The organism is Micromonospora sp. NPDC006766 (assembly GCF_040636055.1).
Taxonomy (GTDB): Bacteria; Actinomycetota; Actinomycetes; order Mycobacteriales; family Micromonosporaceae; genus Micromonospora.
Window position 1 is genome coordinate 1 of the sequence record NZ_JBEYIX010000026.1, and the last position, 22,580, is coordinate 22,580.

General features: G+C 72.1%; 25 protein-coding genes and 1 pseudogene. 19 read left to right on the top strand and 7 right to left on the bottom strand.

The window, feature by feature from the left end; translation table 11 throughout:
- Together ABZ671_RS20650 and ABZ671_RS20655 are read left to right on the top strand one after the other, a co-directional pair.
- Window positions 1-1,703 (top strand): vitamin B12-dependent ribonucleotide reductase (locus ABZ671_RS20650; protein WP_357860307.1); only part of this gene is annotated, 1,703 nt, incomplete at its 5' end.
- Between the two features lie 100 nt (window positions 1,704-1,803).
- Window positions 1,804-2,271: a GNAT family protein gene (locus ABZ671_RS20655; protein ID WP_357860310.1), complete on the top strand. Its 468-nt coding sequence runs from the start codon at window positions 1,804-1,806 to the stop codon at window positions 2,269-2,271.
- A 217-nt stretch (window positions 2,272-2,488) separates the two neighbouring features.
- Here ABZ671_RS20655 and ABZ671_RS20660 read toward each other — a convergent pair whose 3' ends face one another.
- Together ABZ671_RS20660 and ABZ671_RS20665 are read right to left on the bottom strand one after the other, a co-directional pair.
- Window positions 2,489-2,674: a DUF397 domain-containing protein gene (locus tag ABZ671_RS20660; RefSeq protein ID WP_357860313.1), complete on the bottom strand. Its 186-nt coding sequence runs from the start codon at window positions 2,672-2,674 to the stop codon at window positions 2,489-2,491.
- A 64-nt stretch (window positions 2,675-2,738) separates the two neighbouring features.
- Window positions 2,739-3,407, bottom strand: coding sequence for a DUF5753 domain-containing protein (locus tag ABZ671_RS20665; RefSeq protein ID WP_357860316.1), 669 nt, complete (start codon window positions 3,405-3,407; stop codon window positions 2,739-2,741).
- 32 nt (window positions 3,408-3,439) lie between these two features.
- On the opposite strand from ABZ671_RS20665, the gene ABZ671_RS20670 reads away from it, so the two are divergent.
- The 8 genes from ABZ671_RS20670 (at window position 3,440) to ABZ671_RS20705 (ending at window position 8,939) form a co-directional block, all read left to right on the top strand.
- Window positions 3,440-3,658, top strand: a complete 219-nt coding sequence (locus tag ABZ671_RS20670; protein ID WP_357860319.1) for a hypothetical protein — start codon at window positions 3,440-3,442, stop codon at window positions 3,656-3,658.
- A 243-nt stretch (window positions 3,659-3,901) separates the two neighbouring features.
- Complete coding sequence (locus ABZ671_RS20675) at window positions 3,902-4,633, top strand: nucleotidyltransferase domain-containing protein (RefSeq protein ID WP_357860322.1); 732 nt, start codon at window positions 3,902-3,904, stop codon at window positions 4,631-4,633.
- Entirely contained in the window at window positions 4,630-5,565 is a 936-nt protein-coding gene (locus ABZ671_RS20680; RefSeq protein WP_357860324.1) for a DUF2332 domain-containing protein, read from the top strand. The genes ABZ671_RS20675 and ABZ671_RS20680 overlap by 4 nt, the downstream gene beginning before the upstream one ends.
- Window positions 5,566-5,667: 102 nt before the next feature.
- The gene (locus ABZ671_RS20685; RefSeq protein WP_357860327.1) at window positions 5,668-6,465 is read left to right on the top strand and encodes a hypothetical protein; all 798 of its coding nucleotides are present in this window, start codon (window positions 5,668-5,670) and stop codon (window positions 6,463-6,465) included.
- 183 nt (window positions 6,466-6,648) lie between these two features.
- Window positions 6,649-7,008 carry a class I SAM-dependent methyltransferase gene (locus tag ABZ671_RS20690; RefSeq protein WP_357860330.1) on the top strand — a complete coding sequence of 120 codons (360 nt, stop codon included), beginning with the start codon at window positions 6,649-6,651 and terminating at the stop codon, window positions 7,006-7,008.
- Window positions 7,005-7,982 (top strand): asparaginase, encoded by a 978-nt coding sequence (locus tag ABZ671_RS20695; RefSeq protein WP_357860333.1) that lies wholly within the window; start codon window positions 7,005-7,007, stop codon window positions 7,980-7,982. Before ABZ671_RS20690 ends, ABZ671_RS20695 begins: the two co-directional genes overlap by 4 nt.
- An 80-nt stretch (window positions 7,983-8,062) precedes the next feature.
- Window positions 8,063-8,305, top strand: a complete 243-nt coding sequence (locus tag ABZ671_RS20700) for a DUF5522 domain-containing protein (protein WP_357860336.1) — start codon at window positions 8,063-8,065, stop codon at window positions 8,303-8,305.
- A 79-nt stretch (window positions 8,306-8,384) separates the two neighbouring features.
- Entirely contained in the window at window positions 8,385-8,939 is a 555-nt protein-coding gene (locus ABZ671_RS20705; protein WP_357860340.1) for a hypothetical protein, read from the top strand.
- Window positions 8,940-8,972: 33 nt separating this feature from the next.
- Here ABZ671_RS20705 and ABZ671_RS20710 read toward each other — a convergent pair whose 3' ends face one another.
- Complete coding sequence (locus ABZ671_RS20710; protein ID WP_357860343.1) at window positions 8,973-9,659, bottom strand: metal-dependent transcriptional regulator; 687 nt, start codon at window positions 9,657-9,659, stop codon at window positions 8,973-8,975.
- Between the two features lie 97 nt (window positions 9,660-9,756).
- Here ABZ671_RS20710 and ABZ671_RS20715 point away from each other — a divergent pair, with 97 nt between their 5' ends.
- The 3 genes from ABZ671_RS20715 to ABZ671_RS20725 are packed head-to-tail and all read left to right on the top strand — an operon-like array spanning window position 9,757 to window position 14,425.
- Window positions 9,757-10,614 carry a sulfurtransferase gene (locus tag ABZ671_RS20715; protein ID WP_357860345.1) on the top strand — a complete coding sequence of 286 codons (858 nt, stop codon included), beginning with the start codon at window positions 9,757-9,759 and terminating at the stop codon, window positions 10,612-10,614.
- 48 nt (window positions 10,615-10,662) lie between these two features.
- Window positions 10,663-11,844 (top strand): acetoin utilization protein AcuC, encoded by a 1,182-nt coding sequence (locus tag ABZ671_RS20720; protein ID WP_357860348.1) that lies wholly within the window; start codon window positions 10,663-10,665, stop codon window positions 11,842-11,844.
- A gap of 25 nt (window positions 11,845-11,869) precedes the next feature.
- Complete coding sequence (locus ABZ671_RS20725) at window positions 11,870-14,425, top strand: GNAT family N-acetyltransferase (RefSeq protein WP_357860351.1); 2,556 nt, start codon at window positions 11,870-11,872, stop codon at window positions 14,423-14,425.
- Window positions 14,426-14,487: 62 nt separating this feature from the next.
- Here the strand turns inward: ABZ671_RS20725 and sigB are convergent, their stop codons facing one another.
- Complete coding sequence (sigB, locus tag ABZ671_RS20730) at window positions 14,488-15,525, bottom strand: RNA polymerase sigma factor SigB (protein WP_357860353.1); 1,038 nt, start codon at window positions 15,523-15,525, stop codon at window positions 14,488-14,490.
- Window positions 15,526-15,746: 221 nt separating this feature from the next.
- On the opposite strand from sigB, the gene ABZ671_RS20735 reads away from it, so the two are divergent.
- Complete coding sequence (locus ABZ671_RS20735) at window positions 15,747-16,538, top strand: sporulation protein (RefSeq protein WP_357860356.1); 792 nt, start codon at window positions 15,747-15,749, stop codon at window positions 16,536-16,538.
- Between the two features lie 76 nt (window positions 16,539-16,614).
- Here ABZ671_RS20735 and dtd read toward each other — a convergent pair whose 3' ends face one another.
- The gene (dtd, locus tag ABZ671_RS20740) at window positions 16,615-17,037 is read right to left on the bottom strand and encodes a D-aminoacyl-tRNA deacylase (protein WP_357860359.1); all 423 of its coding nucleotides are present in this window, start codon (window positions 17,035-17,037) and stop codon (window positions 16,615-16,617) included.
- Window positions 17,037-18,521: a methyltransferase gene (locus ABZ671_RS20745; protein WP_357860362.1), complete on the bottom strand. Its 1,485-nt coding sequence runs from the start codon at window positions 18,519-18,521 to the stop codon at window positions 17,037-17,039. Before ABZ671_RS20745 ends, dtd begins: the two co-directional genes overlap by 1 nt.
- A gap of 185 nt (window positions 18,522-18,706) precedes the next feature.
- On the opposite strand from ABZ671_RS20745, the gene ABZ671_RS20750 reads away from it, so the two are divergent.
- The 3 genes from ABZ671_RS20750 to ABZ671_RS20760 all read left to right on the top strand — a co-directional run bounded on the left by ABZ671_RS20750 (window position 18,707) and on the right by ABZ671_RS20760 (window position 21,173).
- On the top strand, window positions 18,707-19,924 hold the full coding sequence (locus ABZ671_RS20750) for a S8 family serine peptidase (RefSeq protein ID WP_357860365.1): 1,218 nt from the start codon (window positions 18,707-18,709) through the stop codon (window positions 19,922-19,924).
- A gap of 104 nt (window positions 19,925-20,028) precedes the next feature.
- Entirely contained in the window at window positions 20,029-20,604 is a 576-nt protein-coding gene (locus ABZ671_RS20755) for an HhH-GPD-type base excision DNA repair protein (protein ID WP_357860368.1), read from the top strand.
- 212 nt (window positions 20,605-20,816) lie between these two features.
- On the top strand, window positions 20,817-21,173 hold the full coding sequence (locus ABZ671_RS20760; RefSeq protein WP_357860371.1) for a DUF3099 domain-containing protein: 357 nt from the start codon (window positions 20,817-20,819) through the stop codon (window positions 21,171-21,173).
- Between the two features lie 70 nt (window positions 21,174-21,243).
- Here the strand turns inward: ABZ671_RS20760 and ABZ671_RS20765 are convergent.
- Window positions 21,244-21,374, bottom strand: a pseudogene (locus ABZ671_RS20765) (pseudouridine-5'-phosphate glycosidase); the annotation flags it as partial.
- 87 nt (window positions 21,375-21,461) lie between these two features.
- Here ABZ671_RS20765 and ABZ671_RS20770 point away from each other — a divergent pair.
- Both ABZ671_RS20770 and ABZ671_RS20775 read left to right on the top strand, forming a co-directional pair.
- Window positions 21,462-21,680, top strand: coding sequence for a DUF3039 domain-containing protein (locus ABZ671_RS20770; RefSeq protein ID WP_357543644.1), 219 nt, complete (start codon window positions 21,462-21,464; stop codon window positions 21,678-21,680).
- Window positions 21,681-21,720: 40 nt separating this feature from the next.
- Window positions 21,721-22,371: a TRIC cation channel family protein gene (locus tag ABZ671_RS20775; protein WP_357860374.1), complete on the top strand. Its 651-nt coding sequence runs from the start codon at window positions 21,721-21,723 to the stop codon at window positions 22,369-22,371.
- Window positions 22,372-22,580 lie beyond the last annotated feature (209 nt).

Genomic DNA, 22,580 nt, shown 5'->3' on the forward strand with positions numbered 1-22,580 from the left:
GCTTCGAGGTGGAAAAGTTCGTCAAGTCGGTCGAGTTCGTCATCACCGCGATGGACATCTCGATCTGCTTCGCCGACTTTCCGACGCCCAAGATCGGCGAGACCACCCGCGCCTACCGGCAGCTCGGCATCGGGTACGCCAACCTGGGCGCGCTGCTGATGGCCTCCGGCCTGCCGTACGACTCGGAGCAGGGCAGGGAGGTCGCCGCAGCGATTACCTCGCTGATGACCGGCACGGCGTACCGCCGCTCGGCCGAGCTGGCCGGCATCGTCGGCGCGTACGACGGCTACGCCCGCAACGCCGAGCCGCACAAGCGGGTTATGCGCAAGCACGCCGCGGCCAACGACGCGATCAAGCCGACCGGCACCGTGGCCACCGCCATCCAGCGGGAAGCCACCAAGCAGTGGACCCTCGGCAACAAGGTCGGCGACAAGTTCGGCTGGCGCAACTCCCAGGCCAGCGTGCTCGCGCCCACCGGCACCATCGGCCTGATGATGGACTGCGACACCACCGGTGTCGAGCCGGACCTGGCCCTGGTCAAGTTCAAGAAGCTGGTCGGCGGCGGCTCGATGCAGATCGTCAACCAGACCGTGCCGCGCGCCCTGCGTAGCCTCGGCTACCCCGAGGAGCAGGTCGAGGCGATCGTCGAGCACATCGCCGACCACGGCCACGTGGTCGATGCCCCCGGCCTCAAGCCGGAGCACTACTCGGTCTTCGACTGCGCCATGGGCGAGCGGTCCATCGCGCCGATGGGTCACGTGCGGATGATGGCGGCCGTCCAGCCGTTCATCTCCGGCGCGATCTCCAAGACGGTCAACATGCCGGAGCAGGCGACCGTCGAGGACGTCGAGAAGATCTACTTCGAGGGCTGGAAGCTCGGCCTCAAGGCCCTGGCGATCTACCGGGACAACTGCAAGGTCGGCCAGCCGCTGTCCGTGGCCAAGCCGAACAAGGCGGTGGAGCCGGCCCCGGCCGCCGAGGTGGAGAAGGTCGTCGAGAAGGTCGTCGAGTACCGGCCGGTGCGTAAGCGCCTGCCGAAGAAGCGCCCCTCGGAGACGATCTCCTTCTCGGTCGGCGGCGCCGAGGGCTACCTCACCGCCTCGTCGTACCCGGACGACGGCCTCGGCGAGGTCTTCCTCAAGATGTCGAAGCAGGGCTCGACCCTGGCCGGCGTGATGGACGCCTTCTCGGTGGCCATCTCCATCGGTCTCCAGTACGGCGTCCCGCTGGAGACGTACGTCAGCAAGTTCACCAACATGCGCTTCGAGCCGGCCGGCATGACCGACGACCCGGACGTGCGGATGGCGGCCTCGGTGATGGACTACATCTTCCGTCGCCTGGCCCTGGACTTCCTGCCGTACGAGCGCCGGGCGGAGCTGGGCATCTTCACCGCCAAGGAGCGGGCCGCCCAGCTCGCGGCCGAGGCGGAGGCAGAGGCGAGCGGTGCGGACCTCACCGCGATGGCCGCCTCCGCCCCGGTCGCCACGCCCGAGCCGAAGGCGGTCGTCCAGCCGAAGCAGGAGGTCGCGGACGTCGCCGCAGTCAAGCCGGCGCCGTCGGTGGGCTCCAGCACCGAGCTGCTGGAGGCCGTGATCGGCAAGGCCGCCGACGCGCCGCTCTGCTTCACCTGCGGTACGAAGATGCGGCCCGCCGGTAGCTGCTACGTCTGCGAGGGCTGCGGCTCCACCAGCGGCTGTAGCTGACGCTTCACCCGTCTCGCGAGCGCGGCAGGGCTTCCTGCCGCGCTCGCGGCGTTACCGCGGGAGATGGCGTTTGCGGGGTGCTGGCGAACGGAGCGATGACATGGCTGAACACTCGATCCGGCTCCGGCCGGTCGTTGAAGAGGATCTGGCCATGTTCCGCCGATTCGCGACGGAGCCGGGGCTCATCGGTCTGGACTGGACTGGCTTCAAAGACCCGCAGGAGCCGGCGCGGCGCTATGCCGGCGCGGCCGGGTTTGTCAGTTGGGCACTTCGGGACTTCGGCGGCTTTACGAAGCACTGGGAGATTGGGACCGCGCTGCTGCCGGAGTGGCGCGGGCACGGGATCGGGTGGCGGGCACAGGCGATGCTGTGCGACTACCTGTTCACCCACACGCCGCTGCAACGCATCCAGGCGGGCACCCACCCCGAGAACATCGCCGAACAGAGATCCCTCGTGAAGGCCGGATTCCAGTTGGAGGGCGTGGTGCGAGCCTGTGAATTCCGGGACGGCCGATGGTGTGACGGCTACCTGTACAGCCGGCTGAGGAGCGACCCGTCACCCCGGTGATCTCCGGCCTTCGCGTCCTTGTTTAGTCATCCCGCCCGGGGCGGTGGGTCTGACCGACAGTGGTTCGCACGCTACCGACCTGATGTCGCAGACGACTCAACCCCCGTCGACGAGGTCGATGAATCGTTTACGACATCAGTTCTGTAGCGCCCGAGACAAAGGACACCTGGCCCTCGAAGCGAAGCGTCGCGGGAGGCCAGTTGCGCAGCCTCGCCAGCTAATCCTTCATCTCAGCGAGGAAGATCGACCAGGCCCGGCCGTCGAAGCGAAGGGTCGGCCCCGAGCGGTCCTTGCTGTCGCGGATCAGGATGCTCTCGTCTAGGACGGTCACCTCGACGCAGGCGCCGCCGTTGTTGTCGCTGCGGCTGGACTTGCGCCAGACCAGGCGATCCGAGGCCTCCATGACCACCCCCAGGTCTGTTACCGCTTCATGTCGTCCGCCATCCGCAGGATGAGCTTGCGCGACTCTACCGGCCCGAGAGCGGCAGCTCGGAGTCGGTCCCACAGCCGAGTGTAGGCCCGCACGGAGTCCGGCCGGTCGCGAGGTGAAGCAGCTGACTGCGCATCGTCGCTGCGTCTCCGATGCTTCGGCGCAACGCCGATTCGCTGAGGATGAAGTTGACGTCGGGCCCGCCGTCCTGCTGAAGGATTGCCTGTCGCTCCAGGCGCACGGCGACCTGCCGGTCTGCGTCCTCAGGGGACAGCCGCGGATGTGTGGTGGCATTCATGGCGCGGATGTAGGGCTCGATCTGGAGGATGCCGGGGATTACCTCGGGCTGGTACCAGCGGATCTCGGAGGCGTCGCCCTCCAAGTCGAGGTACTGGCGGAACCAGTCGGGCACCGCATTACGGTATGTGCTCCATCGGCCGCGTTGGCGTCCGGCCCGGGCGAGTTCCCGCAACGGTTCAGCGTCCTCGCGCCTGATGCCGTACAGGTCGAGCAGTAGGTCCAGGTCTGTCAGCTTGATGCCTGACTGCCCGAGTTCGAGGCGACTGATCTTGCTCGCTGCGGCATCGATGACGGCGGCAGCCTCGTCCTGAGTCTTGCCGGCACTCTCGCGGGCACGCTTGAGCGCGAGCCCGAGCCGCCGCCGCTGGATCGTCGGGTTGACCATCGGCTGATGACCGAGCCCCATGTCAACCAGATCCTGTCGGTGGACGGCCTGCCGTGACGACGCACGGTCCCGTTCTGCCCGTGTGGAGCTGCGGCGGCTGCGGAGCGCCGTGGCCCTGTGAGACCCGACGCAAGGAGCTGCGGGCCGAGTTCGAAGGCGCGCGGGTGTCGCTGGCCATCTACATGGGGTCCTATTTCGTGTCGGCCGCCGAGGACCTGACCTGGCTGCCGGCCGGCCTGCTGCACCGGCGGTTCCTGGGGTGGATCCGGTGAGCGTGATCCGGCGGGGCGACGAAAGGTTCCACTACAGCGACGGCTCGCACAAGTGGATCCCTCCCGACCCAGACTTCGACCAGGGAGTCTGGGGACGCGATGGTCCGCCAGCATCAGAGCCAGCACCTCGAGGAGATCTCGCGGCGACGCAGGTCTCGCCCACCGAGCAAGGGCAGCGAATGATGTCGATGCTCACATCAACACGAGGCAGGCGAAAGCGCGCAAGGTTCATAGACTGCGGTCATGGTGATCTCGCCGCCAGTCGTCGAGGAGTTCGGTAGGGAACTCGTGGCGCTCGGCTGGGTCGACGGGCTTCTCGTCGCGGGATCGTTGGCGACCGGCGACTACCTTCCCGGCGTCAGCGATCTCGACCTGGTCGCGCTGGTCGACGGCCCGGTCGACGCGGCCCGGCAGGCCACGCTCGCAGCTCTGCACCGTCGCCTCGACGCCGGCACCGGCGCGGGTCTGAACCTCGGCTGCGTCTACGTCGACACCACGGCGATTGACGCCGTTCAGGTGCGGCATCCGACCTGGACCCACGGGCAGCTCGTCCAGCGCATCCTCTCCGGGATCACCCGGGCCGAGCTGGTGCGCCACGGGTACGCGATCTTCGGCCCCGAGCCCCGCGACGTCTTCCCGCCGATGAGCGCCGACGACGTACGCGCCGCGGCCCACGCTGAGCTCACCGGCTACTGGGCCTGGGCCGCCCGGAGGCCATGGCTGTGGCTGAATCCCACGATCGCGGATCTCGGTCTCACCTCGATGGCCCGGGGCCGCCACGCGTTGCGCAACGGTGCTCTGCTCACCAAGACCGAAGCCATCCGGCAGGCCGACGCGCCGGCCTGGCTGATCGATCAACTCGCCGCCAGACGCCGAGGGGAGAGCGTCTCCTCGCCCCGGCTCCGCGCCGCCCTGATCGCCTGGCGCGACGCCCGTCGGACCGTCGCCCGGGCACGAAAGGATTTTGATCGATGACGACTGCGGCCAGCTATGCGAGGTTCGGCGCCCGTGAGGCGCACGGGGTGTCACCCGCGTACGAGCGGCTGGCCCTGGCGGTGTCCGCCGACGACGAACTGCTCGCCCTGATCGAGGCGCTCCCTCCGGCCAAGCGGCAGCCGAACCTGCTGTTCGGCGTGGTCCGCCTCCTCGGCGGCCCGGTCGAGGACCCGGCCGCCTTCCGTGCCTACACCCTGGCGAACTGGCCGGCGATCGCGGCGGAGATGCGTACCCGGTCGACCCAGACCAACGAGCCCGGCCGGTGCGCCGTGCTCCTGCCGGTGCTGGCCGCGCTGCCGCAGCCGCTCGCGCTGCTGGAGGTCGGCGCGTCCGCGGGCCTGTGCCTCTACCCCGACCGGTACGCCTACCGGTACGGCGAGCACCTGCTCGGCACCGGCGAGCCGGTCCTCGACTGCGTGGCCGCCGGGGCACCGCTGCCGAATCGCCGGCCCGAGGTGGTGTGGCAGGCCGGCCTGAATTTGAACCCGCTCGACGTGACCGACCCGGCGGACCTCGCCTGGCTGGACGCGCTCATCTGGCCCGAGCACGCGCACCGTCGTACCCGGTTGCGGGCGGCGGCGGCGGTCGCGGCGGCTGACCCGCCGCTGCTGGTCCGGGGCGACGTGGTCGACGACCTGCCGGCGCTGGCCGCGCGGGCACCGGCCGGCGCAACCCTGGTGGTGTTCCACACCTCGGTGCTCTATCTGGTGCCATCGCCGCGCCGCGCCGCGTTCGCCGAGGTGGTACGCGGGCTGCCCGGCCACTGGATCGCGAACGAGGACCAGGAGGTGCTGCGCTACGACGCGCTGCCGGAGCCGCCGGCCGAGGCGCACCACAACGTGCTCGCGCTCGACGGAAAGCCGCTCGCCTGGACCCGTGGGCACGGTCAGGCCATCACCTGGTTCGCGTAGCCCTTCACCACGGTCTCCGTCCGGGCCTCCGAGGGGGCCACCGGGCAGCTAAAGATCACGTACGATCCGACCCGGCGCGTACGACCAGCGGTGAGGGTGGCTATGGCGATCAATGACTACGGGATCCGCGAGGCCAGGGCCAGCGCTCGCGTCGCGGTGGCCGCCACCGTTGTCCTGACGCTCACCAGCGGCTGTACTTTTTACCAACCAAAGGCCGACCGGGCGGCACCTCGATCCACGGCAGCCGCGGCGGCACCGCCGGACGCGCCCGCCACGCTGCCCTGGGTATCAGCGATGGTGGCCCGCAACGGCACCGACATCACGGTGTACAGCGGCCCGGGCGACGCTCGGTGCAAGGAACTTTGGCAACCCCGGGCCACGATCACCGAGCAGGACGCCGGCCGGGTGGTCATCGCGGTGCAGGCTCGCATTGTGGACGCCACGGACTGCGCCGCCAGCGGTCGTGCGGTTCCCGTCGCCGCGCCGCCGCAGCCCCAGCCGCACGACGGCCGGCCGATCCGCGATGCCGCCACCGGCTCGACCCCGCCGATCTACTTTGAGCGTGACCTGCCGGACCTGGGTTCGGACAAGCGGTGGAGCCCGTTCTCGTCACATTGGATGTCAACCGAGCAGAGCTGGCATCAGGGCTACAACGGCCCTGGGGGCTCGGTGCTGCTCCTGAGCGCCCAGCCTACCGCCGGAGTGGTTCTACCCGCCGCTGTCACGACATCCCCGATCGGCTCGCGTCAGGGCACCATCACCGGTGCCGCGGGAAAATCATGGACCGTGTGGTGGGAGGTCGGGGAGGTGACCTACTCGCTGAGACTGGAGCCACCCGAGGGTGGCACGTTCACGCTGAAGCAGTTCAAGCAGGAAATCGCCCGCCTCCGCTGGCCCTAGCCGCGCTTCGCGTGCGGGTCGCGACGGGCGTGACCGGCGACTAGGGTCGACCGTCGTGATCGAACCGACCTGGCTGACCGAGACCCGCGCCGCGTACGACACGGTCGCTGTAAACTACGCGCGGCTGATACCCGACGTGTGGCCCGCCGGGCGTACCCGGAGCTGCGTTTCGAGGTCGGTTCGATGACCGAGCTGGCGCTGCCCGATGCCGGGCTGGCCGGGCTCGTCGCCTGGTACTCGATCATCCACCTGCCACCGGAGCCGCTGCCCGTTGTATTCGCCGAGTTTCGCCGGGTGCTCGCTCCCGGTGGGCACCTGCTGCTCGCGGTCAAGGCCGGCGACCGCCGGATCCGCCTTGAGCAGGCGTACGGCCACACCGTCTCGTACGACGTGCACTGGCTGCCGCCCGACCGCCTCGCCGATCAGCTGGTCGAGGCCGGGCTGACCGTGCAGGCCACGCTGGTCCGCGAGCCGATCGGCGCCGAGAAGGGACCGCAGGCGTTCCTGCTGGCCACCCGACCGGACGGGAGCGTGGAACAGTGACCGTCGCGCTGTTCACCCTCGGCGGGACGATCGCCATGGCCGGGGCCACGGGCCAGGGCGTGGTGAACCGGCTCACGGGGGCCGAGCTGACCGCCGCCGTACCGGGGCTCGCCGACATTCCGCTCGACGTCCATGACGTGCAGGCGGTGCCGAGCGCCGCCCTGACGTACCAGCAGGTCCTCGATCTTGTGGACGCGGCCGGCGCGGCGGTGGCCGCCGGGGCGACCGGCGCGGTGGTCACCCAGGGCACCGACAGCCTGGAGGAGACGGCGTTCCTGGCCGACCTGGTCTGGCCGCACGCGGCGCCGCTGGTGGTCACCGGCGCGATGCGCAACCCCACGCTCGCCGGCCCGGACGGCCCGGCCAACCTGCTCGCCGCCGCCCGGGTCGCCGCCGCGCCGGCCGCGCGCGACCTCGGCGTGCTGGTCGCGTTCAACGACGAGATCCACGCCGCCCGCTTCGTCCGCAAGACCCACAGCACCAGTACGGCCACCTTCGCCTCGCCGAACGCCGGCCCGCTCGGCCACGTGATCGAAGCAGAGGTACGCCTGCTCACCCGGCCGCCCCGCCGCGCCCCGCTGCCGCCGGTGGACGCCGACCGGCTCGCCGCCACTCGGGTGGCGCTGCACACCGTCACCCTCGACGACGACGTGGCGCTGCTAAACGCGCTCGCCGGCAACCTGGACGGGCTGGTGGTGGCCGGCTTCGGGGTGGGGCACGTGCCGCCGGCCTTCGCCCCGGTGCTCGGCGCGCTGGCCGAGCGGATGCCGGTGGTGCTCGCCTCGCGTACCGGCGCCGGGTCGGTGCTGCGGCACACGTACGGGGCGGTCGGCTCGGAGACCGACCTGCTCCGGCGGGGGCTGGTCTGGGGTGGCCTGCTCGACCCGTACAAGGCGAAGGTCCTGCTCCGGCTGCTGGTGGCCGCCGGCGCCACCACCGCCGACATCCATGCCGCCTTCCACCGGTACGGCTGATCCCGCCTCGGGCGAGGGCGTTAATAGGGGCCCCTGCTATGCCGGAGGCGTTAGCAGGGGCCCCTCCTTACACTCGCACGGTGAGTGGAGAGCGACGACCCCTGGCGGATCGGCCGTTGACCGAGCCGCATCCGTCTCGGTTGTCGCTCGGGCATCCGGGTCGGGAGCGGATCCTGGCCGTCCATGCGGCGGCGCTGGCCGCGGGGGAGGCCGGCTACCTCGACCCGGAGAGCGGGCTCTTCGTGCTCACCGCCGGGTTCCTGGCCCGTCGGGGCACCTGCTGCGGGCGAGGTTGCCGGCACTGTCCGTACGTGGACGAGTGATGACTTCCCTCGCACGCCGGCAACCCCGTACGGTGTCCGACGGACGGTCGGCGGGGGACCCGCCGTCGAGGGTGGAGGGATGAGCGTGGACGCCCGGATCTGGCTCGCCGCTGCGGCCGTACTGCTGACCGCCGGCTGTTCAGCGGAGACCCCGCCGGTGGCGTTGCCGACGGTGGCACCGGTGCCGGTCGAGGTGGTCGCGGCGTCGTCGGGCGGCGCCTGCCGGCTGCTCGACTTCGGGGTGATCGCCGAGCACACCGGCACGCGGTTCGACGTGGCCGCCGCCGTGGATCGGGGCGACACCCACACCTGCGTGCTCCGCGCCGGGGCCGCTCTCCTGCCGGAGTTGACGCTCAGCGTCACCGAGACGTCCATCGACGCGCCGGGTTTCACCCAGGACGTGCTGCCCAGGGGCGCCACGAAGGTCAACAAGCTGGGGAAGATCGCCTACCGGCAGCACCTGCCCAAGAGCGGCAAGGCCGGCCCGGTGGCCGAGGTGGGCTGGCTCGCCACCGAGGGCCGGCTGGCCACCCTGCGCTGGACCTGTTCACACGGGTCGGACGCGGCGGAGGCCGAGAAGATTGCCGGCAAGCTGGTCAACCTGGCCAAGGTGGTGGACACCCGCCAGCTGTGACTGGCGGGGCCGGCGCGCGGCCCTGACCGGTGGTCAGTGGGCCGCGACGAACACCCGGGAGGCCACCTCGCGGGGCAGCCGGATGCGGTCGCCGGAGCGGTCGATGGAGACGGCGTCCCGCTCCTGCGCCACGGTCACCGTGGCGCCCGGGTCGACGCCCGCCGCGTGCAGCTGCCGCAGCACGTCCGCGTTGGTCTGCACGCTCTCACAGATCCGCCGCACCACGACCGGGCCGGACAGGCCGGGGAATGCCAGGTTGCGCTCGCCCTCCACCGACTCGGTCTCGGGCTGCCCGGGCTCGCCCAGCTCTTCCAGGCCGGGGATCGGGTTGCCGTACGGCGAGCGGGTCGGGCGGTTGAGCAGCTCGTAGACCCGCTTCTCTACCGCGTGGCTCATCACGTGCTCCCACCGGCAGGCCTCCTCGTGGGCCTCCTCGTAGGGCATCCCGATCACGTTGACCAGCAGCAGCTCGGCCAGTCGATGCTTGCGCATGACCGAGACTGCGTTGCCGCGCCCGCGCGGGGTGAGCGACAGGTGTCGATCACCCTCGACGGTGAGCAGGCCGTCGCGCTCCATCCGGGCGACGGTCTGGCTGACGGTGGGACCGCTCTGCCGCAGCCGCTCCGCGATGCGGGCACGCAGCGGCGGCACCCCCTCCTCTTCCAGCTCGAGGATGGTGCGCAGGTACATTTCGGTCGTATCGACCAGGTCATGCTTCACGTCACGGCCTCCCGGTGGTCGATGCTACCCCGGACCCCCGACACCCGGCCGCCGCCGAATCGCGGTGTCGCTGCCCGGATGGTGTTGACTAGACCGCATGTCCGGAACCGTTGACCTGCTGATCGAGCCCGACCAGCTCGCCGCCGAGCTCGACCGCGCCGACCCGCCCACCCTGCTCGACGTCCGCTGGCGGCTCGCCGGGTCGCCCGGCCGGGACGACTATGTCGCCGGTCACCTGCCGGGCGCCGTCTTCGTCGACCTGGACACCGAGCTGTGCGGCCGGCCGGGCGCCGCCGGCCGGCATCCGCTGCCCGACCCCGCCGCGCTGCAGGCCGCGCTGCGCGCCGCCGGGGTCCGCACCGGTCACCCCGTGGTGGTGTACGACGGCGGCGACGGCATGTCCGCCGCTCGGGCCTGGTGGACGCTGCGCTGGGCCGGCCACCGGGCGGTCCGGGTGCTGCACGGCGGCTTCCCCGCCTGGGTCGCCGCCGGGCTGCCGGTCTCCACCTCGGCACCCACCCCGGTGCCCGGGGACGTGACCGTCACACCGGGTGAGCTGCCGGTGCTCGACGCGGGGGAGGCCGCCCGACTGGCCGCCGCCGACGCCGGGGTGCTGCTCGACGTGCGGGCCGCCCCGCGCTTCCGGGGCGAGACCGAGCCGATCGACCCGGTCGCCGGGCACGTGCCGGGCGCGGTCAACCTGCCCGCGCCGGAGTACGTCACCGACGGACGGTTCCCCGCCGCCGAGGCGCTGCGCCGGCGGTTCGCCGACGCGGGGGTCGCCGAGGACGAGCCGGTCGGGGCGTACTGCGGCTCGGGGGTGACCGCCGCGCAGGCGATCCTGGCGCTGCACCTCGCCGGCCGCCCGGACGCCGCCCTGTACGTGGGCTCGTGGAGCGACTGGGTGGCCGACCCGGACCGTCCGGTCGCCACCGACGGAACGCCCGGCCACTGACCGGCGCATGGCCTGAGCGAGCGCCGGCGAGCGTGCGACCATGGCGCCATGGCCGACGACACGGTGGTGGTGTGGGACGAGGCCCTGCTCGCCTACGACCTGGGTGACCATCCACTCGACCCGGTCCGGGTCGAGCTGACCATGGCGCTCGCCCGCGAGCTGGGCGTGCTGGACCGGCCCGGGGTCCGGCTGGTCAAGCCGGAGCCGGCCGACGACGGCCTGCTGGCCCGGGTGCACGACCCGCGCTACCTGGACGCGGTGCGGGCCGCGCCCCAGGACCCGCTCTTCGCCGGCTTCGGGCTGGGCACCTCGGACAATCCCGTCTTCGACGGCATGCACGAGTCCAGCGCGCTCATCGCCGGGGCGAGCGCGGCCGCCGCCGAGGCGGTGTGGCGGGGGGAGGCTCGCCGCGCGGTCAACGTGGCCGGCGGGCTGCACCACGCCATGCCGGCCCGGGCCGCCGGGTTCTGCGTCTACAACGACCCCGCGGTGGCCATCGCCCGCCTGCTCGATCTGGGTGCGGAGCGGATCGCGTACGTGGACGTGGACGTGCACCACGGCGACGGCGTGCAGGAGATCTTCTACCACGACCCGCGGGTGCTCACGGTCAGCCTGCACGAGACCCCGCTCGCGCTCTTCCCCGGCACCGGGTTCCCCGACGAGACCGGCGGGCCGGGCGCGGAGGGCAGCGCGGTCAACGTTCCGCTGCCGCCGGGCGTGGACGACGCCGGCTGGCAGCGCGCGTTCCACGCCGTCGTGCCGTCGGTGCTGCGGGCGTTCCGGCCCCAACTGCTGGTCACCCAGTGCGGGGCGGACGGCCACCGGCTCGACCCGCTCGCGGACCTGCACCTGTCCGTGGATGGGCAGCGGGCCACTTATCTGGCGCTGCGGGCGCTCGCCGACGAGCTCTGTGACGGCCGCTGGGTGGCCCTCGGTGGCGGTGGATACGCGCTGGTCGAGGTGGTGCCCCGGGCCTGGACGCACCTGCTCGCCGTGGCCACCGGCGAGCCGATCGAGCCGGTGACGCTCACCCCGCCCGCCTGGCGGGAGTTGGCCGCCAGTCGGCGGCCCGGCCACGAGGTGCCGCTGCGGATGACCGACGACGTCGACCCGTCGTACCAGCCGTGGCAGCCGGGCGGCGAGCCGGATCCGGTGGGCCGGGCGATCGCGGCCACCCGCCGGGCGGTGTTCCCGCTGCTCGGGCTCGATCCGCACGATCCCCGGGACTGATCGGGCGGCAGGGGAGGACCGACCGGTGACCACCGTCGAGCAACCGGTGGACGTTCTGCTCAGCGACGGCACGACCGTCCAGCTGCGGCAGATCCGTCCCGCCGACGCCCCGGCGATCGTGGCCATGCACGCGCGCTTCTCCGAGCGCACCCGGTACCTGCGCTACTTCTCGCCGTACCCGCGCATCCCGGAGCGGGACCTGCAGCGGTTCGTCAACGTCGACCATCGGGACCGGGAGGCGTTCGTGGTGCTGGCCGGCGACCGGATCGTCGCCGTCGGCCGCTACGAGCGGCTCGGCCCCGGCTCCCCGGAGGCCGAGGTGGCCTTCGTGGTGGAGGACGCCTACCAGGGCCGGGGGATCGGCTCGGTGCTGCTGGAACACCTGGCCGACGCGGCCCGCCGGTTCGGCATCGTGCACTTCGTCGCCGAGGTGCTCCCGGCCAACGGGGCGATGCTGCGGGTCTTCTCCGACTTCGGCTACCAGGTCCAACGCCAGTACGCCGACGGCGTGGTGCACCTGAACTTCCCGATCGCCCCCACCGAGGCGACCCTGGCGGTGCAGCGCGGTCGGGAGCACCGCACCGAGGCCCGCTCGATCGCCCGGCTGCTCGCCCCGCGCGGCATCGCCGTGTACGGGGCCAGCACCACCGGGCAGGGCGTCGGCGCGGCCCTGCTGGGGCACCTGCGCGACGGCGGGTTCACCGGCGCGATCGTCCCGGTGCACCCGAGCGCGGCGATCGTGGCCGGGCTGCCCGCGTACCCGTCGGCGGCCGGCGCCGGGATCGACGTCGACCTGGCGGTGGTGGCGGTCGCACCCGAGGCGGTGCCCGAGGTGGTCGCCGACGCCGCGCGGGCCGGCGCGCACGGCCTGGCGGTGATCTCGGCCGGCTTCGCCGAGTCGGGGGCGGCGGGGGCGGCTGTCCAGCGGGCCCTGGTCCGGGCGGCCCACCTGGCGGGCATGCGGGTGATCGGCCCGAACTGCCTGGGCATCGCCAACACCGACCCGGCGGTACGCCTCAACGCCACCCTCGCCCCGGTGCTGCCGGCCCCGGGCCGGGTCGGCATCTTCAGCCAGTCCGGCGCGTTCGGGGTGGCCCTGCTCGCCGAGGCGTCCCGCCGTGGGCTCGGCCTGTCCAGCTTCGTCTCCGCCGGCAACCGGGCCGACGTCTCCGGCAACGACCTGCTGCAGTATTGGCAGGACGACCCGGGCACCGACGTCATCGCGCTCTACCTGGAGACCTTCGGCAACCCGCGCAAGTTCGCCCGGCTGGCCCGGCGGATCGGCCGGAGCAAGCCGATCGTCGCGCTCGCCTCGTTGGCCCGCCCGCCCGGGCTCGGCGCCGGGCCGGCGCTGGACGCCGCGGCGGTCAGCGCGCTCTTCGCCCAGTCCGGGGTGATCCGGGTGGACACCGTGGCCGAACTGCTCGACGTGGGCGTCCTCCTGGCCCACCAGCCGCTGCCGGCCGGCCGTCGGGTCGCCGTGGTCGGCAACTCCTCGGCGCTGACCGGGTTGGCGGCCACCGCCTGCGCCGCCCAGGGCCTCACCGTCGCCGACGGCTCTCCCCACGACGTCGGCCCCCGGGCCGGCGCCGTCGAGTACGCCGCCGCGCTCGCCGCTTCCGCCGCCGACGAGCGGGTGGACGCCGTGGTGGCCGTCTTCGCGCCGCCGCTGCCCGGCCAGCTCACCGATTCGGAGGCCGACTTCACCGCTGCCCTGCCCGACGCGGCGGCCGTCGGCAAGCCGGTGGTGGCGACCTTCCTCGCCGGCCGGGTGCCCGTCGGGGTGCCGGCGTACCCGAGCGTGGAGGAGGCGGTGCGGGCGCTCGCCCGGGTCACCACGTACGCCGACTGGCTGCGCCGCCCGCCGGGCGTGCTGCCCGAGCTGGGCCGGGTGGACCGGGCGGCCGGCCAGGCCGCGTTGCGGGCCGACCGCCCGGATCCGGCGGGGCTGCTGCGGGCTTACGGGATCGACATGGTGGAGTCGGCGCCGGCGTGTTCGGCCGAAGCGGCGGTGGTGGCGGCCGAGCGGCTTGGCTGGCCGGTCGCCCTCAAGGCCGCCGCCCCCGGGCTGCGGCACCGGCTCGACCTCGGCGCGGTCCGGCTCAACCTGGCCGACCCGGCCGCGCTGCGCCGGGCGTACGCCGAGCTGGCCCCGGTCTTCGGCACGGACGTGCTGATCCAGCCGATGGTTCCGCCGGGTGTGGCCTGCGTGGTGGAGCTGGTGGAGGATCCGGCGTTCGGGCCGGTGGTCGGGTTCGGCCTGGGCGGCGTGGCGACCGAGCTGCTCGGCGACCGGGCCTGGCGGGCGGTGCCGTTGACCGACCGGGACGCCGCCGAGCTGGTCGACGAGCCGCGGGCCGCGCCGCTGCTGCGCGGCCATCGGGGTGCCGCGCCGGTGGATCGGGCGGCCCTGATCGATCTGCTGCTGCGGGTCGGGCGGCTCGCCGACGAGCAGCCCCGGGTCCGCTCGCTCACCCTCAACCCGGTGCTGGCACGCCCGGACGGTATCTCGGTCCTGCACGCAGGAGTCCGCACCGGCGTCGAAACGCCCCGCCCCGACACCGGCCCCCGCCGGCTGTAAGCAGGGGCCCCTTGTTAACGCCTACGGCATAGCAGGGGGCCCCTATTAACACCCGGGTGGATTCAGCAGGCGTACGCCTCCAGGCGGTTCGCCCGCTCCGGGGCGCGCAGCTTCAGCAGGGTCACCTTCTCGATCTGCCGGATCCGCTCCCGGGACAGGCCGAACTCCCGGCCCACCTCGTCGAGGGTGCGCTGCCGGCCGTCGTCCAGGCCGAACCGCAGCCGGATCACCGCCTGCTCCCGCTGGGAGAGGGTGGCCAGCACGATGCGTACCTCGTTGCGCAGCTCGCCGTTGGCGGCGGCGTCGCTCGGGTCCTCCCGTGGGTCCACCGCGGCGACGAAGTCACCGAGCGCGCTCTCGCCGTCGTCGCCGACCGCCTGGTCCAGGCTCACCGGCTCCCGGTCGTACGAGATCAGCTCGATGACCTGGAACTCGGGGACCGCCAGCGCCTGCGCCACCTCGGCGACGGTGGGCTCGCGGCCCAGCGCGACGGACAGCTCGCGGCGGACCCGGACCATCCGGTTGACCTGCTCGACCATGTGTACGGGGATGCGGATGGTGCGGGCCTGGTCGGCCATGGCGCGGGTGATGGCCTGGCGGATCCACCAGGTGGCGTAGGTGGAGAACTTGTAGCCCTTGGTGTAGTCGAACTTCTCGACCGCGCGGATCAGGCCGAGGTTGCCCTCCTGGATCAGGTCGAGGAAGGCCATGCCGCGACCGGTGTAGCGCTTCGCGATGCTCACCACCAGGCGCAGGTTCGCCTCCAGCAGGTGGTCCTTGGCGGCGCGGCCCTCGGCCACGATCAGCTCCAGGTCGGTACGCAGCGCGGCGGAGACCGGAGTGCAGGTGGAGAGCTTCTCCTCGGCGAAGAGGCCGGCCTCGATCCGCTTGCTCAGCTCGACCTCCTGAGAGGCAGTGAGCAGCTTGGTGCGGCCGATGCCGTTCAGATACGCCCGGACCAGATCGGTGGAGACACCACGCTCGTCGGTGGCGTCCAGGTCGGCCAGGATGGCGTCCTGGTCGGTCGGAACTGCGGTGCCGAGCTCGGCGCCGATGGTGGTAGCCGGGCGGTTCTGGTGTTCGATCATCTGAAGGGCCATTTCATTCTCTCCCCGTGTCCTTCGTGCCGCGTACCGGCTCCGTGGCGTGCCCCAGCGGTGCCGGTAAGAACAAGCTTGGCGGTCGGGACGTGAAACGGGAGTGAGGCGATCGGGGAACCGACAGGAATACGTGCGGAACAGCCGATGTCGCCGGTCGGACCCGGTTACCGTGCCAGCGGTGGCCAGCCGGGTTTGCCCAGCTCAGGGGAGTGGGGGACAAGATGGTCTTCAAGCGGCTCAGGCAGGCGTTGGGGGTGGGCGGCCCGGCGGTGGAGACGGTGCTCGTCAGCCCCGATTGCCGCCCCGGTGGCCACCTGGAGGGCCACATCCAGGTCGTCGCCGGGGACCAGTCGGTAGACCTGACCTCCGTCGCGCTCGGCCTGGTCACCTGGGTCGAGGTGGAGAGCGGCGACTCGGCGTACGACACCACGCAGGAATTCGGTCACCAGCAGGTGGCGGGCACGTTCCGGTTGGACCCGGGGCAGCGGTACGACGTGCCATTCCGGGTCGAGGTGCCCTGGGAGATGCCGCTGACCGAACTGTTCGGCCAACGCCTGAGTGGCGTGACGGTGGGGCTGCGGGCCGAGCTGAAGGTGGCCCGGGCGGTCGACCAGGCCGACCTGGTACCGGTGGCGGTGCATCCGCTGCCCGCTCAGGAACGGCTGCTGGCGGCGCTGTTGCGGCTGGGTTTCCGGTGTGCCCGGGCCGGCGTCGAACGCGGGCACCTCTACGGCGTGCACCAGACGCTGCCGTTCTACCAGCAGATCGAGTTCCTTCCGTCGCCCCGGTACGCCCGCGTGATCAAACAGTTGGAGGTCATCTTCGTGACCGACCCCGACCGGATGCGCGTGGTGCTGGAGCTGGACAGGCGGGCCGCCCGGTTCACGGGCCGCGACGTGTTCGCCCGCTTCACCGTCGACCACGCCACGGTGGACCAAACCGACTGGCCCGCCCAGCTAACCACCTGGCTCCCCCACCCCACCCCCACCCCATTCCGCCCCCAGGCCGGTTGATCATGAGGTTGGCGGCGGCCACGGAGATCAAACCGACCGCCAACCTCATGATCAACCGGTGGGGGCGGGGTGGGGGTTAGAGGTTCAGGAGGAGGGTGCGGGGGCCTGCGTTGATGCTTTCGACCAGCATGTGGGCGCGGAAGCGGCCGGTCTCGACCGTCGCGCCGCGTTGCCGTAGGGCTTCCACCACGGCGGTTACCAGGGGTTCGGCCTTCTCCGCGGGGGCGGCGGCGGTCCAGCTCGGCCGGCGGCCCTTGCGGGCGTCGCCGTAGAGGGTGAACTGGCTGACCAGCAGGATCGGCGCCCCGGTGTCGGCGGCGCTCTTCTCGTCGTCGAGGATGCGCAGCTCGTGGATCTTGCGGGCCATGGTGGCCGCCACCTGCGGGGTGTCGGCGTGGGTCACCCCGAGCAGCACCAGCAGACCGTTCCCGATCTCGCCGACCACCTCGTCGTCGACCGTCACGCTGGCCCGGCTGACCGTCTGCACCACCGCCCGCATCAGTCCACCACCGGCTCGACGATGCCCCGCTCGACCAGGTGGGCAACGATCGGGCCGGCCGCCTCGGCCAGCTCGTCCGGGGCGACGTCGTGGGCGGCGGCGAGCAGGGCGAGCTGGTCGCGCAGCGGCAGTCGGCCGTCCGCGCCGCCGACCAGGGTGAGCACCAGCGGGTCGATCTCCTCCGTCCAGCGCAGCCCGTGCGGCATGGCGAGGACCTGCCGGTCCACCGCCCAGCCCTCGTCGCCCATCGTCGCCTCCTGCCGCAGCTGAAGCCCCTCGGCGGCCCGGTAGCGCGCGGCCAGCAGCCCGTCGGTGTCGCGGGCCCGCAGCCAGTCCTGCCGGTCGAACCACTCGGCGATCCGGTCACCCATCGGCGGTTCCACCCGCTGCCGCAGGTCCTCCACCCGGACGACGGGCTGGTCGTGGCCCGCGCGGCGCAGCGAGACGATGCCGAAGCCGATCGCCTCCACCCGGTGCGCGTCGAACCAGTCCAGCCAGGCCGCCATCCGCTGCGGGTCGGCCGTCTCCCCGACATCGGTCAGCCACAGGTTGACGTACGCCATCGGGTCGGCCACCTCGCGCTGGATCACCCAGGCGTCCAGCCCGGTGCCGGCGAACCAGCCGGCCACCCGCTCGTCCCACTCCTCGCCGGCGACGTGCACCCAGTTGGCCAGGTACTGCATCGTGCCGCCTGCGGTGAGCAGGTGCGGGGCGGCGGCGGCCAGCTCGGCGCCGATCGCGTCGCCGACCCGGCCCGAGTCCCGGTAGACGTGCGTGGTGGTGCCGGGGCCGACCACGAACGGCGGGTTGCTGACCACCAGGTCGAAGCGGCGCCCGGCGACCGGGGCGACCAGGTCGCCGCGGAGCAGCTCCCAGTCCTGTCCGTTGAGCGCGGCGGTGGTGGCGGCGAAACGCAGCGCCCGTTCGGAGACGTCGGTCGCGGTCACCCGTCGGGCGTGGGTGGACAGGTGCAGGGCCTGGACACCGGAGCCGGTGCCCAGGTCCAGCGCGGTCTGCACCGGGCGGCGGACGGCGGCGCCGATCAGGGTCTGGGTTGCCCCGCCGATGCCGAGCACGTGCTCGCTGTGCAGCGGCTTTCCGGGCCGGGCGCTGGCCGGCACGTCGGCGAGCACCCACCACTCGTCGCCGTACGGCTCGAGGTCGACGCCGGCGCGTAGCCCGTCGGCGTACCGTTCGACGATTCCACCGTCGACGGCCTCCTCGACCGTCAGCGGGGCGAGCGCGGCGGCAACTGTCGCCTCCGGCTCGGTCTGGTCGCAGATGAAGACCCGGATCAGCGTGGCGAGCGGGTCGCGGTCCTCGGTGGCGCGCAGTGCGGCGCGGAAGTCGTTGCGGGCCACCCCACCGGTGGCCTGCGGACCGAGCCGGTCGGCGATGCCGTTGGCGGTGAAGCGCGCCCGGGTCAGCGCGGTCCGCAGCGCGTCGACGCCGGCGGGGGAGAGCAGCATGTCTTGACGATCCACATCGCCATCCTGCCCTCCCAGGGCCGGCGATCGGCCGGCACCCGTGACTTCCATAGCGCAACCTTCATCCATTTGCTGTGATCTCTTTTCATCAACTTCGATCTCTGGCTACCATCTCCCACAACATCCGCCGATGGGGTGCCCGGTGGCCACGAGCCCGGGCGTGCCCAGTAGGGAGCCAGACGATGTCCCACGTGTCCGTGCCCCGGCGTGCGTTGCGCGCGCTCGCCGTTGCGGCAACCGCCGCTGCCCTTTCCGCCGCCGTCTCGACCCCCGCCCTCGCCGCCCCCACCGGCGACATCCGCTACGCCTCCTCGCCCGACGCCATCAGCGGCAGCTACCTGGTGGTGCTCAAGACCGACGTCGTGGGTTCCGCCAACAGCCTCAGCGCCCGCACGGCGGTCCCGGGCCGCGCCAACGGCCTCGCCAAGCGCTACGGCGGCACGGTCGGCACGGTCTGGAGCTCCGCGCTGACCGGTTACAGCGCGAAGATGAGCACCAACCAGGCCCGTCGGCTCGCCGCCGACCCCTCGGTGGCGTACGTCGAGCAGGACCGGGTGATCACCACCCAGGCCACCCAGACCGGCGCGACGTGGGGGATTGACCGGATCGATCAGCGCAACCTGCCGTTGAACAGCACCTACACCTACCCGAACACGGCCAGCAACGTGCGGGCGTACATCATCGACACCGGCATCCGGATCACGCACAGCGACTTCGGTGGCCGGGCGAGCTGGGGCACCAACACCGTGGACAGCAACAACACCGACTGCAACGGCCACGGTACGCACGTCGCCGGCACGGTCGGCGGCACGAAGTACGGCGTGGCCAAGGGCGTACGCCTGATCGCGGTCAAGGTGCTCAACTGCTCCGGCAGCGGTAGCACCACCGGCGTGGTGAACGGCGTCAACTGGGTCACCTCGAACGCGGTCAAGCCGGCCGTGGCCAACATGAGCCTCGGCGGCGGCGTCAGCACCACCCTCGACAACGCGGTGGCCAACTCGATCGCCTCCGGCGTGACGTACGCCATCGCGGGCGGCAACGACAACGCCAACGCCTGCAACAACTCCCCGGCCCGGGTCTCTACCGCGATCACCGTCGGCGCCACCACCAGCACCGACGCCCGTGCCTCGTACTCCAACTACGGCACCTGCCTGGACATCTTCGCGCCGGGCTCGTCGATCACGTCGGACTGGAACACCAGCGACAGCGCCACCAACTCGATCAGCGGCACCTCGATGGCCACGCCGCACGTGGCCGGCGCGGCGGCGCTCGTGCTCGGCACCTACCCGTCGTACACGCCGGCACAGGTGAAGAGCTACCTCACCAGCAACGCCACCAGCGGCGTGGTGAGCGGCGCCGGCACCGGCTCGCCGAATCGGCTGCTCTTCGTCGTCAACTGACGACCCGCACCGCACGCGGCCCGGTGGACCCCCTCCACCGGGCCGCGTCGCGCGGCACGGGGAGTCGGCGCGGCGGGCGGCGACCGGACCGGCAGGATGAAGGCATGACGCTCTCCCTGCCCATCGCCGCCGAGGCCAACGAGTTGCTGGCGCGCAGCCCGCTGGCGCTGCTGCTCGGCATGGTGCTCGACCAGCAGGTGCCGATGGAGAAGGCATTCTCCTCGCCGTACGTCCTCACCCAGCGGCTCGGCCACGAGCCGGACGCCCGGGAACTGGCCGGGTACGCCCCGGAGGCCCTGGTCGAGCTCTTCGCCCAGCCGCCGGCCCTGCACCGGTTCCCCAAGGCCATGGCGGCCCGCGTCCAGGAGGTGTGCCGGGTCCTGGTCGAGCGGTACGACGGCGACGCGGCCGGGCTCTGGTCCGACGTCACCGATGGCCGCGAGCTGCTGCGCCGGGTCGGTGAGCTGCCCGGCTTCGGCCGGCAGAAGGCGCAGATCTTCGTCGCCCTGCTCGGCAAGCGGTTCGGCATCACCCCGGACGGCTGGCGGGAGGCTGCGGGCGGCTACGGCGACGCCGAGGCGTACCGCTCGGTGGCCGACGTGACCGATCCGGAGTCGCTGCGCCGGGTGCGGGAGTACAAGCAGCGGATGAAGGCGGAGGCGAAGGCCGCGAAGGCCTGACGCAACCCGCGCGCCGCCCCCGAGCAGCACCCGCCGCCGAGCTGAGCGCCATGGCGGCCCCGGTGATTCATCCACGTCATCAACCTGGTAGGGAAGCAAGGGGCAATCGGGTTTCCACGCGCAGCTGAAGCGGGCGCCCTGGTTGCGGCGAATTTCGCCGATCAACGGGCGCGGGTGTCAGGATGAGGCGTAACCCCTCGAGGAGGCCCGTGGTGAAGCGTCAGGAGTACCAGCCGATCCTGATCACCGACGCCTCGCGCAGCCAGGACGACCAGCTCAACAGCCGGCAGAAGCGCTACGTGCTGATGATGGGCATCCGGGTCGCGTGCCTGGTGGTCGGTGCGATCCTGGTCGGCGCGAAGGCACCCCTGCTCTGGCTCTGGCTGCCGCTGTGTGGCGTCGGGATGGTGCTCATCCCGTGGTTGGCGGTGCTGCTGGCCAATGATCGTCCGCCGAAGGAGCAGCACCGGCTAGCCAACAAACTCCACCCCCGCCACCGTGACGAGCCCTCACCCGCGGCGCTCCCCGCCGAGGAGCAACCCCACAAGGTCATCGACGCCGAACCCTGACCCCCGCCGCGGTCTTGCACTCTGTGTCCGGATTACCACCACCGCTGAACCGGATCCCGGCCGGGCCGGGCCGGGCGACCAGCAGTTTGTCCGACCGGGGGAGGCCGTGCGAGACGACGTGCTCTCCAGTGCGACGACTGGACGCCCGTCACGCAGGGCATCGGCCACCTCGATGCCGAGACTGATGTGAAAGTTGGTCACGTCCGTCACGTTGCGGGCCGTCGCCGGCCGGCCTCCGGTGGACCGGCTCCGGCGGACCTGCAAAACTAAAAGGTCGGAGGTGCAAACGTGAGCACACAGGTTCTTGAGCGTCCCGAGGTGAAGGACGCCGATACCGGTCCCGAGATGTTCCACTACGTCCGCAAGGACAAGATCGCTGAGAGTGCGGTCATGGGTACGTACGTCGTCGCGCTGTGCGGGGAGACGTTCCCGGTGACCAAGGCCGCCAAGCCGGGTTCGCCGGTCTGCCCGAAGTGCAAGGAGATCTACGACTCCTGGCGCGAGTGACCCCGGGCGGCCCCGCCGCCCACCCGCGTACCCTTCGCCGGTGACCACCTCCACCGCCCTGCTCGTCGCCGACCTCACCGGTGTCGCGGTCTTCGCCGCCTCCGGCGCCTCCGCGGCGGTGGCCAAGCGGCTCGACCTCTTCGGGGTGGTCTTCGTCGGCGTCGTCGCCGCGCTCGGCGGTGGGATCTTCCGTGACCTGGCCATCGGCGAGGTCCCGCCGCTGGCCTTCGCCGACTGGCGGTACGCGGTCACCGCGGCGGCGACCGCCGTCGCTGTCTTCTGGCTGCATCCGCAGCTCGCCCGCCTGCGCACCACCGTGCTGGTGCTCGACGCGGCCGGTCTCGGCCTGTTCACCGTCACCGGCACGCTCAAGGCCCTCGACGCCCACGTCCCGCCGGTCGGCGCCTGCATGATCGGCATGCTCACCGCGATCGGCGGCGGCCTGGGCCGGGACCTGCTCACCGGGGAGATCCCGGTGGTGCTGCGCCGGGAGATCTACGCGCTCGCGGCGCTCGCCGGATCGATCCTGGTGGCGCTGCTGTCGGCGTACGGACAGGCGCACACGGGCGGGTTGACCCTCGCGGTCGTCCTTGTCGTCGCGGTGCGGCTGGTCGCGCTGCGGCGGCGCTGGTCCGCGCCGGTCGCCGCGCTGCGTCCGCCCCGCACCGGCACCCGCGGTCCGCAGAGCTGAGCCGTGCGGCGGCGGAATCGGCGCATGTGACCAGCGTGGCGTCGAGTGGCGAGAAGGGCTCCCACTGGCTATCCGCGGAGCCGGGCAAGGGACCGAGAATTCGCTGCTAAGGCGGATACTCGTGTACCACCCACCTTGACGCAGGGGCACGCAAACCGGTGATAGCCTCGGCGGTGCCGGTTGAGGAAACTCGACCGGTCTACCGCCGG

Bases quoted from the DNA above. Each gene is read 5' to 3' on its own strand.
- ABZ671_RS20735 (WP_357860356.1), top strand. From the start codon at position 15,747: ATGGTCTTCAAGCGGCTCAGGCAGGCGTTGGGGGTGGGCGGCCCGGCG.
- ABZ671_RS20675 (WP_357860322.1), top strand. From the start codon at position 3,902: ATGGTGATCTCGCCGCCAGTCGTCGAGGAGTTCGGTAGGGAACTCGTG.
- ABZ671_RS20655 (WP_357860310.1), top strand. From the start codon at position 1,804: ATGGCTGAACACTCGATCCGGCTCCGGCCGGTCGTTGAAGAGGATCTG.
- ABZ671_RS20750 (WP_357860365.1), top strand. From the start codon at position 18,707: ATGTCCCACGTGTCCGTGCCCCGGCGTGCGTTGCGCGCGCTCGCCGTT.
- ABZ671_RS20680 (WP_357860324.1), top strand. From the start codon at position 4,630: ATGACGACTGCGGCCAGCTATGCGAGGTTCGGCGCCCGTGAGGCGCAC.
- ABZ671_RS20665 (WP_357860316.1), bottom strand. From the start codon at position 3,407: ATGGGGCTCGGTCATCAGCCGATGGTCAACCCGACGATCCAGCGGCGG.
- ABZ671_RS20705 (WP_357860340.1), top strand. From the start codon at position 8,385: ATGAGCGTGGACGCCCGGATCTGGCTCGCCGCTGCGGCCGTACTGCTG.
- ABZ671_RS20720 (WP_357860348.1), top strand. From the start codon at position 10,663: ATGGCCGACGACACGGTGGTGGTGTGGGACGAGGCCCTGCTCGCCTAC.
- ABZ671_RS20690 (WP_357860330.1), top strand. From the start codon at position 6,649: ATGACCGAGCTGGCGCTGCCCGATGCCGGGCTGGCCGGGCTCGTCGCC.
- dtd (WP_357860359.1), bottom strand. From the start codon at position 17,037: ATGCGGGCGGTGGTGCAGACGGTCAGCCGGGCCAGCGTGACGGTCGAC.
- ABZ671_RS20685 (WP_357860327.1), top strand. From the start codon at position 5,668: ATGGCGATCAATGACTACGGGATCCGCGAGGCCAGGGCCAGCGCTCGC.
- sigB (WP_357860353.1), bottom strand. From the start codon at position 15,525: ATGGCCCTTCAGATGATCGAACACCAGAACCGCCCGGCTACCACCATC.
- ABZ671_RS20755 (WP_357860368.1), top strand. From the start codon at position 20,029: ATGACGCTCTCCCTGCCCATCGCCGCCGAGGCCAACGAGTTGCTGGCG.
- ABZ671_RS20715 (WP_357860345.1), top strand. From the start codon at position 9,757: ATGTCCGGAACCGTTGACCTGCTGATCGAGCCCGACCAGCTCGCCGCC.
- ABZ671_RS20660 (WP_357860313.1), bottom strand. From the start codon at position 2,674: ATGGAGGCCTCGGATCGCCTGGTCTGGCGCAAGTCCAGCCGCAGCGAC.